This window comes from Streptomyces hamibioticus, from assembly GCF_047946815.1.
Classification (GTDB): domain Bacteria; phylum Actinomycetota; class Actinomycetes; order Streptomycetales; family Streptomycetaceae; genus Streptomyces.
In genome coordinates this window covers 3,343,130-3,355,674 of sequence record NZ_JBKKQY010000001.1, presented here as the reverse complement: position 1 = coordinate 3,355,674, position 12,545 = coordinate 3,343,130, and the positions used below count along the sequence as shown (strand labels likewise).

The 12,545-nt window shown below is 75.0% G+C and carries 11 protein-coding genes and 1 tRNA gene; 7 read left to right on the top strand and 5 right to left on the bottom strand.

The features are described from left to right. Positions 1–84 precede the first annotated feature (84 nt). The 5 genes from ACLGIH_RS15060 (at position 85) to ACLGIH_RS15040 (ending at position 6,580) form a co-directional block, all read left to right on the top strand. Positions 85–161 (top strand) — tRNA-Thr (locus tag ACLGIH_RS15060). Between the two features lie 186 nt (positions 162–347). Next, positions 348–1,112: a hypothetical protein gene (locus tag ACLGIH_RS15055; RefSeq protein WP_416525758.1), complete on the top strand. Its 765-nt coding sequence runs from the start codon at positions 348–350 to the stop codon at positions 1,110–1,112. A 78-nt stretch (positions 1,113–1,190) separates the two neighbouring features. After that, positions 1,191–1,697, top strand: a complete 507-nt coding sequence (locus ACLGIH_RS15050; protein ID WP_416525757.1) for a SigE family RNA polymerase sigma factor — start codon at positions 1,191–1,193, stop codon at positions 1,695–1,697. Beyond that, positions 1,694–2,449 carry a hypothetical protein gene (locus ACLGIH_RS15045; protein ID WP_416525756.1) on the top strand — a complete coding sequence of 252 codons (756 nt, stop codon included), beginning with the start codon at positions 1,694–1,696 and terminating at the stop codon, positions 2,447–2,449. The genes ACLGIH_RS15050 and ACLGIH_RS15045 overlap by 4 nt, the downstream gene beginning before the upstream one ends. Positions 2,450–2,716: 267 nt before the next feature. Further along, positions 2,717–6,580, top strand: a complete 3,864-nt coding sequence (locus ACLGIH_RS15040) for an AfsR/SARP family transcriptional regulator (RefSeq protein ID WP_416525755.1) — start codon at positions 2,717–2,719, stop codon at positions 6,578–6,580. A 64-nt stretch (positions 6,581–6,644) separates the two neighbouring features. Here ACLGIH_RS15040 and ACLGIH_RS15035 read toward each other — a convergent pair whose 3' ends face one another. Continuing rightward, a complete protein-coding gene (locus tag ACLGIH_RS15035) occupies positions 6,645–8,369 on the bottom strand; it encodes a bifunctional 3'-5' exonuclease/DNA polymerase (RefSeq protein WP_416525754.1) in 1,725 nt (574 codons plus the stop codon). Between the two features lie 302 nt (positions 8,370–8,671). After that, the gene (locus ACLGIH_RS15030; protein WP_416525753.1) at positions 8,672–9,484 is read right to left on the bottom strand and encodes a Clp protease N-terminal domain-containing protein; all 813 of its coding nucleotides are present in this window, start codon (positions 9,482–9,484) and stop codon (positions 8,672–8,674) included. Positions 9,485–9,579: 95 nt separating this feature from the next. Between ACLGIH_RS15030 and ACLGIH_RS15025 the strand changes: the two genes are divergently transcribed. Continuing rightward, a complete protein-coding gene (locus ACLGIH_RS15025; protein WP_416525752.1) occupies positions 9,580–10,689 on the top strand; it encodes a DUF2786 domain-containing protein in 1,110 nt (369 codons plus the stop codon). 246 nt (positions 10,690–10,935) lie between these two features. Here ACLGIH_RS15025 and ACLGIH_RS15020 read toward each other — a convergent pair whose 3' ends face one another. The 3 genes from ACLGIH_RS15020 to rpmB form a co-directional block, all read right to left on the bottom strand. Further along, positions 10,936–11,472, bottom strand: coding sequence for a hypothetical protein (locus ACLGIH_RS15020; RefSeq protein ID WP_416525751.1), 537 nt, complete (start codon positions 11,470–11,472; stop codon positions 10,936–10,938). A 297-nt stretch (positions 11,473–11,769) separates the two neighbouring features. Continuing rightward, complete coding sequence (gene rpsN, locus ACLGIH_RS15015; protein WP_416525750.1) at positions 11,770–12,075, bottom strand: 30S ribosomal protein S14; 306 nt, start codon at positions 12,073–12,075, stop codon at positions 11,770–11,772. Beyond that, positions 12,075–12,311: a 50S ribosomal protein L28 gene (gene rpmB / locus ACLGIH_RS15010; RefSeq protein WP_416525749.1), complete on the bottom strand. Its 237-nt coding sequence runs from the start codon at positions 12,309–12,311 to the stop codon at positions 12,075–12,077. Before rpmB ends, rpsN begins: the two co-directional genes overlap by 1 nt. Before the next feature lie 61 nt (positions 12,312–12,372). On the opposite strand from rpmB, the gene rpmG reads away from it, so the two are divergent. Continuing rightward, entirely contained in the window at positions 12,373–12,537 is a 165-nt protein-coding gene (gene rpmG / locus ACLGIH_RS15005) for a 50S ribosomal protein L33 (RefSeq protein WP_033321692.1), read from the top strand. The last annotated feature ends 8 nt before the right edge of the window (positions 12,538–12,545 follow it).

Sequence of the window (12,545 nt, the reverse complement as noted above, 5' to 3'; positions counted from 1 at the left end):
CGCCCTCCGGGGCCGGTACGAAGCACCCCCGGAAACTGTGTAGACTTACCGACGTTGCTGATCGCACCATGGTGCGCACAGCTCGCCGCCTTAGCTCAGATGGCCAGAGCAACGCACTCGTAATGCGTAGGTCTCGGGTTCGAATCCCGAAGGCGGCTCCACTGGAACCCCAGGTCAGATGCAGGCTGACCTGGGGTTTTCGCGTTCAGCGGATGTGGCGTCCGCGGTGGCGGAGAAAAGAAACCGGGCCCGGTGACATAGATCCGCGCATGGTCCGGCGTCTGAAGGGTGACCGCGTCGATCGGTGGGCCGCCACCGGCGCACCGCCACCCTCGGGAGACACCAGCATGTACGAACACCGCACCCTGCCCCGCCCGGCCACCCGCCGTGGCCTCACGCTCGCCGCCGGTGCGGCGGTGGCCCTGCTGCTGTCCGGGGTGGGCACCGCGACCGCGGGACAGGCCTCGTCCGCAGCCACGTCGGCGACCGCGTCCGTGCCCCAGCCCGCGGGCGAGCGTGCGGTCACCCCCGCGTCGGAATCCGGTGGTTCGGAGTCCGGCGTCTCGCAGTCCGGCGGCCCGGGTTCCGGCGTTTCGCAGTCCCGCGGCTCGCAGTCCGGCGGCCCGGGCTCCGGCGGCCCGGGCTCCGGCGTTTCGGTGTTCGGCGGACTGGAGGTCAAGGTCGTCGAGCCGTACGAGCCCGTGGTCATCAACGACGAGCTCCGGATGGGGCTGTTGCCGACGGGCAGGCAGAACTACGTGATCAGCTCGCCCGACCGCTTCTCGGCGGAGATCGAGGCGGCCAAGGGATACGTCGGCGACGACATCCGACCGGACAGCATCAGCCTGGGCGTCTCCACGGAGCAGGGTGAGGTCACGCTGATCAGCGGTGCCTGGCGCCTTGCGGGGACGCCGCGCGACATCACCGTGTCCTTCGGGAACGACATCGACTACGCGGCGCAGATCGTGCGGCTTCCGGGCAAGCCCGGCTGGGGCACCTTCTACCTCGACACCCGGGGCCAGGATCTGCCGGGCAGTTTCACGGTGACCGCTCACGACCAGAACGGACGGGCCTTCGCCGCGGTGAGGCACGAGCCCTGGCTCGCGGGCTGACGTCCCGACCGTTCATCGACTGCCGCGCCGGGGAGGGGGCCCCGGCGCGGCCCGGACACCGACAGACCAGGACGCCAGGTGAACAAGAGCGCGGAGGACGAATTCCGTTCGTTCGTCGACGGCAACTGGCCCCGACTGCTGCGCACGGCCCATCTGCTGACCGGGCACCACCAGGACGCGGAGGACCTGGTGCAGGCGGCGCTGGCACGCGCGTACACGCGCTGGGAGCGGATCCTGGGCGCCCGCAGCCCGGAGGCGTACGTCTGGCGCATCCTCATCAACACCAACGCCGACCGGCTGCGCCGCCGCAAGCTCGGTGAGTGGCTCACCCACTGGCTGCCGGAGCGCTCCGCCCCCGACTGCACGGACCGGCTCGTCGAACGGGACGTCCTGCTGGCGGCCCTGCGCGCGCTGCCCGTCCGCCAGCGCGCCACCGTCGTACTGCGCTACCTGGAGGACCGCAGCGAGAGCGAGGTCGCGGAACTGCTCGGTACCAGCGTGGGTACCGTCCGCAGCCAGACCGCCCGCGCGCTGACCAGGCTGCGCGCCGAAGTGCCCCGACTCACAGCGAGCGAACGCCCATGAACGACGACCGGAAGTACCCGGAGGCCGAGCTGAGCGAGGCCCTGCGCCGGGCGGCCGACGGGCTGCCGCTCGGCCCCGCGCCGGTGGACGCCGTGGTACGGGCGGGCCGGGCCCGACGCCGGCGCCACCGGGCGGTGTTGAGCGGCGCGGCGGCCCTCACGGTACTGGCCGCGCTGGCCGGGACGGCGGTACTGGGCGGGCTGCCGCCGCTGTCCGGTTCGCCGCTTCCGGACCACGTGGAACCCGCCGTGACCGCACCCGCGTCCCCCAGCCCGGCCGGGCCCGGGCTACGGACGGTCCAGCCGTACGAGCCGGCCACCCTGACGCCGGACCTGCGGCTCGGACTGCTGCCCGAGGGCCGGCAGAACTATGTCATCACGGAGGCGGAGCGGTTCCCTGAGGCGGTGGAGTACGCCCGCTCCGCGCGGCTGGGCCACGGCCTGCGCCGGAGGAGCATCAGTGTCGGGTACGACTCCAGCGCCGGGCGGGGCGTCCAGCGGCTCGACGGCGCCTGGCGGCTTACGGAAGCACCCCGGCGCATCGTGGTGACCGTGGCGGGCGTCGACCACCGGGCCGAACTGTTCACGCTGCCCGGCCGCCCGGGCTGGGGCGTGTACTTCCTGGACACCGCCGGGCTGCCGCGTTTCACGTCGTTCAGGGTCACGGCCTACGACGAGGACGGCGAGGTCTTCGACACCGTGGACGTCGACGCGCCTCTCCAGGGTGCCGGCGAGCCGACGGCCGGTGGCTGACACCCGGGGGCGGGCGGTGGCACGACAGGACGAGGGCCCGGTCGGTCACCTCTGCCGACCGGGCCCTCGTGCGTCCACGGAAGCCGGCCGCGGCGGCGACACTCCCCCGAGCAACGCGTCGTACGCGCGCACCCCCGGGCCGGGCTCCGATGATGTGATCACATCAGGCCTTGCCAACGAATCGCTAACATATGGCCAACGGTTCTCCGTCGGGGCGGAGCGGAAGGCGCACGTCAAGAGTCGTGGTGAAGATGGCGGAGAACCGCCGTGAGGAAGGCTGTGGGCGGCGTGGAGCGGTACCGGCTGCGGTTCGGACTGCTGGGGCCGCCGGTTCTCTACGAAATCCGGGGCGGCGTCCGGAACGGCGTCCGGAGCGAGGGTGTCGGTGACGGCGTCGGCGCCCGGGTGCGCGGCGTCGCCGGGCCCAAGTCGCGTGCGCTGCTGGCCGCGCTGCTGCTGGAGGCGGGTCGGGTCGTCTCCGTCGAGTCCCTCAAGGACGCGTTGTGGGGCGGCGCCCCGCCTCCGTCCGCCCACGCCTCCCTGCACAATCACGTGACCCGGCTGCGGCGGCTGCTCGACGAGCCCGGACGGCTGCGCACCGTGCCGACCGGGTACCTCCTGCGCGTAGAGGAGGGCGAACTCGACGTCCACGTCTTCGAGTCCCTGGCCGCCGGGGCGCGCGCCGCGCACGCCCGTGGCGAGTGGGCGCGGGTCGTGTCGGAGGCCACGGCCGCGCTCTCGCTGTGGCGGGGCGCGCCGCTTGCCGGGCTGCCCGCCGAACTGGGCGGCTACGCCTTCACCCAGCGGCTCCAGGAGGCGCGGCTGTTGCTCCTGGAGTGGCGGTACGACGCCGAGCTGGCCCTCGGGGGCGCGCGACTGTCCGGCCTGGTACCGGAGTTGGCCGCGCTCGTCGCCGAGTATCCGCTCCGGGAGGCGTACCACCGTCAGCTGATGCTCGCCCTGCACCGCACCGGCCGGCAGGCCGAGGCCCTCGCCGTCCACCGCGACCTGCGCGCCCGTCTCGTCGAGGAACTCGGCGTCGAACCGGGCCCGGCGATGCGGGCCGCGCACGTCGAGGTACTGCGGGAGGCCGGGGGCGACGGCGCGGCGGGCGGAGTCGCCGGGCGGGACGGCCGCGGTGACGGCGCGGCGGGCGGAGTCGCCGGGCGGGACGGCGGGCTGCGCGGCTCACCTGCGACGGCTCCCTCGTCGGCCCTTGCGCCAGCCCCTGCGTCGGGCTCCGGGGCGGCGCCTGCGTCGGGCTCCGGGGCGGCGCCTGCGTCGGGTCCCGGGGCGGCGCCTGCGTCGGGTCCCGGGGCGGCGCCTGCGTCGGGTCCCGCCTCGGCTCCTGGATCGGTTCCTGCGTCGCGCCCCGCGTCGGGTTCGCCTGCCTCGGGCTCCGCCGCGCAGGAGGCCGGCTTGCGCGGCTCCACCGCGCAGGACGGTCACAGCGGGCGGGCCGACACCGGACGTGCTGATGGGCGTGCTGATGGACGTGCCGATGCATGGCGGGGCGACGCCGGGCGGGCTGATGCCGAGCGGGGCGGCGCCGGGCGGGCCGGTGCCGGTCGTGCCGACGGCGAGGGTGCCGGCGGCGAGGGTGCCGGCACCGTGCGGGGTGGTGCCGGGAGGGGCGCTGCCGGGCGGGCCGGTGCCGGTCGTGCCGACGCGCCGCATGCCGAGGGCTCGTACGGCCCCCCACGGCACCCTGGCGCGTCGCCCACCGAGCCGCGCCATCCGAGCCACTACCACTCCGACCCTGACCACCCCGGCCCCCACCGCTTCGACCTCCACTCCCGCCCCCTCACGACCGTTTCCGAACCCCCGCCCGGCCTGGCCGCCGCCCCCGACCCCCCGGCTCCGTCCCGGGGCGCGGGCACCCCTCCCCGGCCCGCTCAACTGCCGCCGCCGCCCCCACACTTCACCGGCCGTACCGCCGTGTGCGGTGATCTGCGGCGCACCCTCACCCTCGGCCCGCACGCACGCGTCGCCGTCATCAGCGGAATGGCCGGTGTCGGCAAGAGCGCCCTGGCGCTGCACGTGGCCCACGCACTGAAGGAACGTTTCCCCGACGGTCAGCTGTACATCAACCTGCACGGCGCCACCCCGGACATGACCCCGCTGACGCCCGGTCAGGCCCTCGCCGCCCTCCTCCGCGACCTCGGCGCGGACCCCCGCAACATCCCCGAACACCCCGACGCCGCCGCCGCGCTGCTGCGCTCCATGCTCGCCCCCGGTCGCACGCTCCTGGTCCTGGACGACGCCGCGAACGCCGCCCAGGTACGGCCGCTGCTGCCGGGCGGCCCCGGCTGTGCCGTACTCGTCACCAGCCGCTCACCGCTCACCGCCCTCGACGGCGTCCGCCGCTACCCGCTCGCCCCGCTCTCCGGTGAGGAGAGCGCCGCCCTGCTGCGCGCGGTCTCCGGGCGCGACGGCCGGGAGGACCGCGACGATCTGGTCGGGCTCCGTGCCGATCACCCGCTCGTCGAACTCACCGGCCGCCTCCCCCTCGCCCTGCGCGTCGTCGCCGCCCGGCTCGCCGCCCGCCGCGCTCTCACTCCCGATGTGCTCGCCGGGCAACTGACGGCCACCGAGGGCCGGTTGCATCACCTGGAGTACGACGACCTGAGCGTGCGCCGCTCGCTGGCCGTCGCCCACGACGCTCTCGCCGCCTCCGACCGCGAGGCGGACCGGGACGCGGCCCTGGCTCTGCGCCGCATCGGCGCGCTCCACCTGCCCGACTACGGCGTGCCCTTGCTCGCCCGGCTCACCGGCACCGACGAGCGGCGTGCCGAGGCCGCCCTCGACCGACTCGTCGACGTCGCCCTGCTGGAGGAGACCGCCTACGGCCGGTACGCCCCGCACGACCTGGTGCGCGAGTTCGCCCGTGAGGTCGCCCGCGAGGTCGCGCGGGACGTCGCGAGCGACCGGAACGACGGGAGCGACCGGAACGACGCGAACGACCGGAACGACGCCAACGACGCCGACGACGCCGTGGAGACCGCCCTGCGCTGGTACGCCGCCGTCGCCGAACGCGTCCTCACCGCGATCGTCGAACCCGGCCTCGACCAGGACGACCGCCGCCTCACCGCGGCCCAGCCGCCCGGCCACGCCGCCGACGTCGCGTCGGTGCCGCCCTTCGACGGACCCGAGGCCGCCTTCGCCTGGGGCGACCGGGAGCTGGCGAACGTCGTCGCACTCGTGGAGCGGTACGGCGGCGACCGGTCCGGCGACCGCCGGGCCGTCCGGCTGTCCGCCCTGGTCCGTCTGCTCTTCCCGTACGCCCAGCGCAGCGGCCGGGTCGCCGAGATGGAGGTGCTCGGGCGGGCCGCGCTGGACCTGGCCCGCCGGCTCGGTGACGAGGCCGCCGAGGCCTACGCGCTGGGCGATCTCGCCAACGTGCACTTCCTGACCGGCCGGCACAACGCCGCCCTCGCCCTCAACGACCGCTCGCTGGAGCTGTGGCGGCGGCTCGGCACCGCCTCCCGGGTCCGCCGCTGCCTCAACAACCGGGGCCTGCTGCTGGAAGGGCTCGGCCGGCACGCCGAGTCGGGCCAGGCGCTGCACCAGAGCCTGGCGTACTCACGCCGGCTGCACGACCCGTACGGCGAGGCGATCACCCACAGCCACCTCGGCAACCTCTACGAGCACACCGACGCGCGCGCCGCCATCGAGCAGCACCGGCGTTCCCTCGCCATCGGCGACGAGATCGGGAACGTGATCGTGCAGCACACCGCCCACTGCAACATCGGCTACGCCCACCTGACCCTCGGCGAACCGGCCGCCGCCGCGGGGCACTTCGAGGAGAGCCTGCGCATTCTCGGCGGCCACGGCGACTGGCACGGCGAATCGCAGACCCGGCTCGGTCTCGTCCGCGCCCTGCGGCTGCTCGGCCGGACCGAGCGGGCCGTCCGGGAGTGCGCGGAGCTGCTCCGCCGCGCCGACGCCCGGGCCGACCGCTACTCAGGTGGCCTCGGCCGCCACCAGCTCGGGCTTCTGCTGCGACAGCACGGGCGGGCCCAGGAGGCGTACGAGCAGTGGCGCGCTGCCCTCGCCGCACTGGACGGCACGGACGCCGAGGCTGTGGTGACCGAGCTGCGGGAACTGCTGGCCGACGACACGCTCCGCTGACGGTGGCGCACTCCGCCGGTCGCCGTTCCGCCCCTCGCGACGGAGCCGTCGTCCTCGGCGCCCGTCACTTGGCGTCCGCGTAGCACTCGACCACCGCCGTCGTGAACGGGAACCGCACCGGCGTCTCCCCGAACGTCAGCCGACCCGCCAGGTCCGCGGCCTCGCGGATGGCCGCGGCCACCGTGCCGGCCTCCTCGGCGGGGCAGTGCACGATCACCTCGTCGTGCTGGAAGAAGACCAGCTCGGCCGCCATGCCCGCACACGTCCGGCGCAGCGCGGCGAGCAGCAGCAGGGCCCAGTCGGCGGCGCTGCCCTGGACGACGAAGTTGCGGGCGAACCGGCCGCGGGCGCGGGCGTCGGTGGAGGCGTAGCCCGCCCCCCACGCCCGGTCGCCCTGCCGGTCGCCTTCCCGGTCGGCGTGCCGGACGTCGGCGTCGCCCTCCGCGACGGGGATGCCCGCCTCCCCGGCCGCATCGTCGCCGCCCGCCCGGGCCGCCGGCGGGCAGGTGCGCCCCAGCCAGGTGCGGACCAGCCGGCCCTCCTCGCCCGCGCGGGCCGCCTCGTCGACGTACGCGACCGCTCTGGGAAACCTGCGTCTGAGCAGGGCGAGGTTCTTCAGCCCGTCGCCCGAGGTCTGGCCGTAGACCGCGCCGAGCACGGCGAGCTTGGCCTGGGTACGGTCGCCGGAGAAGGCACGGTCGGAGACGGACTGGTAGAGGTCGGTCTCCCGGCCCGCCACCTCCATCAGCCCGGGGTCACGGGAGACCGCCGCCAGCACGCGCGGCTCCATCTGGTCGGCGTCGGCCACGACCAGGCGCCAGCCCGGGTCGGCGACGACCGCCCGCCGGATCACCTTGGGGATCTGCAGCCCGCCCCCGCCGTTGGTCACCCAGCGCCCGGTGACGGTGCCGCCGGCCAGGAACTCGGGCCGGAACCGGCCGTCCCGCACCCAGTCCTGGAGCCAGGACCAGCCGTGGGCGACCCAGATCCGGTAGAGCTTCTTGTACTCGACCAGCGGCTTCACGGCCGGGTGGTCGACGGCCTCGATCTCCCACCGGCGCGTGGAACGGACCTTGATCCCGGCCTGAGCGAACGCCCTGATCACGTCGGCCGGCAGATCGGGCCGCACCCGGCGTCCGAAGGCGGCGGACACCTCCTCGGCCAGCTCGGCCAGGCGGCGCGGTTCACCGCCGCCCGCGTACCGCTCGCCGAGCAGGTCGTGCAGGACCTCGCGGTGCACGTCGGCGCGCCACGGCAGCCCCGCGTGGTTCATCTCGGCGGCCACCAGCATCCCCGCCGACTCGGCCGCCGTCAGCAGCCGCATCCGGTCGGGGTGCGCGGTTCGTTCGTGCCGTCGTTGCTGCTCGGCGTAGACGGCGAGGAGGTCGGCCAGCGGAAGCCGGGCGCCCGCCGGTTCGAACAGCGGGGACTGGGCGCCCGGTTCGGCCGGCCGCTGGGGCGGGTCGGGAGGCACCGGGCCGCCGCGCAGCCGGGCCAGGGCGGCGGCGGCCGACCGGGGCTCGCCGTACCGCCCCTCGTGGCCGAGGAGGAGGATCTCGGCGTCCTCGATGTCGTAGCACCGCTCCACTCGCACCCCCGCGGCGAGCAGGCGCGGGTAGACCTCGGCGGTGGACCGCCACACCCACCGCCCGACGTCCGGCCGGCTCCGCACGGCCTCGGCGAGGCCGGCCTCCCGCCGCACCGGTCCGGCGGGCAGCCCGTCGGGGCCGAGGGCAGCGACCTCCACGCCACCGTCCTCGGCCACGGCGAGCGCCCACCGTTCGGCCATGCCGCGAGTGTCGCAGGAGCCTCTGACAACGCCCCGCCTCGAACACCGACCGGCCGCCTGCCTGGCCCCCCGCCTGCGGTTCCCGGCTCGGCCCGCGGCTTCCGGTACCCGGCCTGCGGCTGCGGCTGCGGCTGTGGCTTCGGCTTCCGGCCCGCGGTTTCCCGGCCTGCGGGCCCCGCGCCGCCGTGCGGCTTCCGGCTTCGGCCACCGCCCCCGGCACCGCCCGCGCCGCGGTCCCGCCCGCCGCCCGTCCGGCTCCGTCAGGCCAACCCGGTTGGTGCCGCATCGGCCGCCGGACGGCGTCAGCCCTGGCTCCCGTCCTTCGCGGGCCCCTCGGACTCCGCGGACTCCCCGGCCCCGTCCGACTCCCCGGCGCCCCCGGCCGTCTCGGTCGTCTTCAGGAACTCCGCCAGCAGCTCGGTGACGTATCCCTCGGCCCGTTCCTTGGTGAGGCCGAGCCCGCTCAGAGGGCCCTCGCCGTTCTCGTGCTCCAGGAGGGCGAGCAGGATGTGCTCGGTGCCGATGTAGTTGTGGCCGAGGCGCAGGGCCTCGCGGAAGGTCAGTTCGAGGACCTTCTTGGCCGCCGGGCCGTACGGCACCAGCTCCGGGACCTGCTCGGCGGCCGGCGGCAGCGCGCCGAGCGCCGCCTCGCGCACCGCGTCGGGGGAGACGCCCTGCGCGGCGATGGCCTTGACGGCGAGCCCCTCGGGCTCGGACAGCAGGCCGAGGACGAGGTGGGCCGGCACGCCCTCGCCGGAGCCCGCCGACTTGGCCTCGTTGTGGGCGGCCATCACCACGTTGCGCGCGCGGGGCGTGTAGCGGCTGAAGCCCTGTCCGGCGTCGAGGTCGTTGGACTCCTTCGGCACGAAGCGCTTCTGCGCGGCCTGCCGGGTGACGCCCATCCTCCTGCCGATGTCCGTCCAGGACGCGCCCGAACGCCGGGCCTGGTCCACGAAGTGGCCGATCAGGTGGTCCGCCACCTCGCCGAGGTGCTCCCCGGCGATCACCGCGTCCTGGAGCTGTTCGAGCGGCTCGGTGTGCGCCTTCTTGATGGCCGCGATGAGGTCGTCGAGACGGAGGGATACGGATGACGTGATGTTCGGGTTCGTCGTCATGTGTCAACCGTAGGTTGCGCCCCTAGGGGTGTCAACCAATGGTTGACAGTCGATGAGGGCGCGGTCGTGACCCCCGGCCGTGGCACCATCGCCGGGTGAGTACGTCCAGCACCGTCGACCGGGCCCTTCGGACCGCCCTGTACGACACCACCGACGCCACCCTCGACACCGCGGCGTCCCTGCTCGCGGCCGACCCCGGGGGCGATGCCGAACTGGTGCGGCGCGGGGCGGAGTTCCTCGCCGCGGCGTGGGGGCGCGGCTGGCAGCCCGCCGACGTCGTGCGCGTCGTGCGGCGCGAGCTGGACGACGTACACCTGCACCTCGTGGCGGCGCTGATCCGGGCGCAGGCCCGGGACGACCGCCCGCGCGGTCCGCGCTGGACGGCTCAGCTCGGCGACCTGCCCGCCGGGACACCGCGCCCCGCTGCGCGCGCGGACCGCTTCTCGCACGCGACGGCCGTCCTGGAGCTGTACCGCCTGCTGCTGGGGCTGCCCGCGCTGGAGCCGCTCGACGAACCGCGGCAGCGGCACCGGACGGAGTCCCGCACCCTCGCCCGTATCCGCGCCCTGCTCGCCAAGGCGGAGGCGACCGGCTACCCGGAGGAGGCGGAGGCCCTCAGTGCCAAGGCGCAGGAACTGATGGCCCGGCACAGCGTCGACGAGGCCCTGCTGTCGGCCCACGCGCCCTCGCCCGACGCGCCCGGCGCCTGCCGGATCGGCGTGGAGCCGCCGTACGAGCAGGCCAAGGCCGTGCTGCTGGACGCGGTGGCCGACGCCAACCACTGCCGGGCCGTGTGGAACGAGCCGTTCGGTTTCTCCACCGTCGTCGGCTTCGAGGCCGACCTGGAGGCGGTCGAGCTGCTGTACGCCTCGCTGCTGGTGCAGGCCGAGGCGGCGATGACCAAGGCCGAGGCCGCGCAGCGAGCGGGCGGGCGGAAGCGGACCAAGACCTTCCGCCAGTCCTTCCTCGCGGCCTACGCCGACCGGGTCGGCGCCCGGCTGCACGCCGCCGCGGCGGATCCGGTGAGCGAGGACCTGCTGCCCGTGCTCGCCACGCGCGAGGTCGCGGTCACCGACCGTCTGGAGCGGATGTTCCCGGAGACGACCACCACCCGCCTGCGCGGCGTCACGGACGCGGCGGGCTGGACGGCGGGCGCCGGCGCGGCCGACCGCGCCCAGGTCACCCCCCGGCGCCCGCTGCCCTAGACCCAGGCCGCCACGAGCCCAGGAACGCCGCCACGGGCCCAGGGGCGCCGCCACCGGCTCAGGGGCGCCGCCACGGGCACAGGGGCGCCGCCACGGGCCCAGGGACACCGTCACCGGGCTCTGAAGCGCCGGCCACTTCCCACGGGCCTGGGGCGTACCGTCACGGGCCTCGGGCGTACCGTCACGGGCCTCGGGCACACCGTCACGGGCCTGTGGCCCGAGTGCCCCGGGAGCTCTCGGGGCGGCTCAGGACCCCAGGCCCGACGTCGGCAGCCGCGGCGGAAGCGAGCTGCCCTCGGCCTTGGTGTACGTCTCCACCCCGAGGCTGCCCGCCCATTCGACTTTCAGCGTCTTGCCGTCGACCGACTCGACGGTCCCGGTCGCCCGGTCGTCGTTGCCGTCGGTGCAGGTGAGGCGGATCATGCGGGCGCCGGCGTCCTTGCCCGCGCTGCCGCTGCACACGGTGCCGCCGGTGGCGAAGAGGCCGGCCTCGGTGCCGTTGACCACCAGGGCCACCGCCTTGCCGTCGGTGGTGGCGAACCAGCTGCCCTCCAGCTCCCCGGACGGCGCGGACGACGACCCGCCGGTGCCGCCGCCGGTGCCGCCGCCCGTGTCCGCGCTCGCGGTCGCGCCGGGCGTGGCCGAGGCCTTGTCGCCGGAGCCGGAGCCGGAGCCGGAGCCGGCACCGGAGTCGGAGCTGCCGTCGCTGCACCCGGTGAGCGCGAGGGCACCCGCCGCCCCCGCGGCCACGGCCAGGACCCGCAGGCCACGCAAGCCCCCCAAGCCCCGCAGGCCACGACGGCCCCGCGAGCCCCGCAGTCCCCGCCGCGCAGACCGCCGATTGCCACGGCCCGCGTCGCTGCCACCGCCCGCGTCGCCGCCACCGCGCGCACCGGTCGCACGGGCCTTGCCTTCGACAGTCACCAACGTCACCGGAACCCCCAGCTGTTGCCACACGCACGCACGCACGGACGCACGCGCGGAGCGCGAACGCACTCACTGACTCACGCACGCACGCACGCACGCCCGCGCGGACGGACGGACGGCCGGCCGACCGGGGCCGGCCCGTGACAGCGCAAGCTACCAGGACGCCTTGCGGACCCCCGGAAGATGCCCGGCATGCGCCTGTCCGCGCAGATTCACCCGTGAGAGCCCGAACGTGCGGAGGTAACCGCGCGGGCGCCCGTCGACCTGGTCGCGGTTGCGCACGCGCGTGGCGCTCGCGTCCCTGGGCTGCCGGGCCAGTTCCCGCTGCGCGGCGAGCCGTTCGGCGTCGGAGGTGGACGGCCGGCGGATGATCTCCTTCAGCTCCGCCCGCCGGGAGGCGTACCGGGCGACGGTCGCCCGGCGCTGCTCGTTCTTCGCGATCTTGCTCTTCTTGGCCATCAGACCTTCACTCCCCGGGCGCGAATGCGGGCCACGGCCGCCTCGACGCCGATCGCGTCGACGGTCTTGATCGCCCTGGTGCTCAGCCGCAGCCGGACGTACCGGCCCTCGCTCGGCAGCCAGTAGCGCTTGGTCTGGATGTTCGGGTCGAACCGGCGGGAGGTGCGCCGGTGGGAGTGGGAGATGCGGTTGCCGAAGCCGGGGCTAATGCCGGTCAGCATGCAGTGGGCGGACACGGTGACGTAGCTCTCCTCAGACGTAGTCGTTAATGGAATTCATTTTCAGTAAGATACCAGCATGGCACGCAACGAACTTCGTCCGGTCATCAAACTCCGGTCCACCGCCGGGACCGGCTTCACCTACGTGACCCGCAAGAACCGGCGCAACGACCCCGACCGGCTGACCCTGCGCAAGTACGACCCGGTCGTCGGCCGCCACGTCGACTTCCGAGAGGAGCGCTGAGCCACCGC

What these genes read in the sequence shown, in the direction of transcription:
- rpmG (WP_033321692.1), top strand. Translation starts at nt 12,373, where the DNA reads ATGGCACGCAACGAACTTCGTCCGGTCATCAAACTCCGGTCCACCGCC.
- ACLGIH_RS15055 (WP_416525758.1), top strand. Translation starts at nt 348, where the DNA reads ATGTACGAACACCGCACCCTGCCCCGCCCGGCCACCCGCCGTGGCCTC.
- ACLGIH_RS15045 (WP_416525756.1), top strand. Translation starts at nt 1,694, where the DNA reads ATGAACGACGACCGGAAGTACCCGGAGGCCGAGCTGAGCGAGGCCCTG.
- rpsN (WP_416525750.1), bottom strand. Translation starts at nt 12,075, where the DNA reads ATGGCCAAGAAGAGCAAGATCGCGAAGAACGAGCAGCGCCGGGCGACC.
- ACLGIH_RS15030 (WP_416525753.1), bottom strand. Translation starts at nt 9,484, where the DNA reads ATGACGACGAACCCGAACATCACGTCATCCGTATCCCTCCGTCTCGAC.
- ACLGIH_RS15035 (WP_416525754.1), bottom strand. Translation starts at nt 8,369, where the DNA reads ATGGCCGAACGGTGGGCGCTCGCCGTGGCCGAGGACGGTGGCGTGGAG.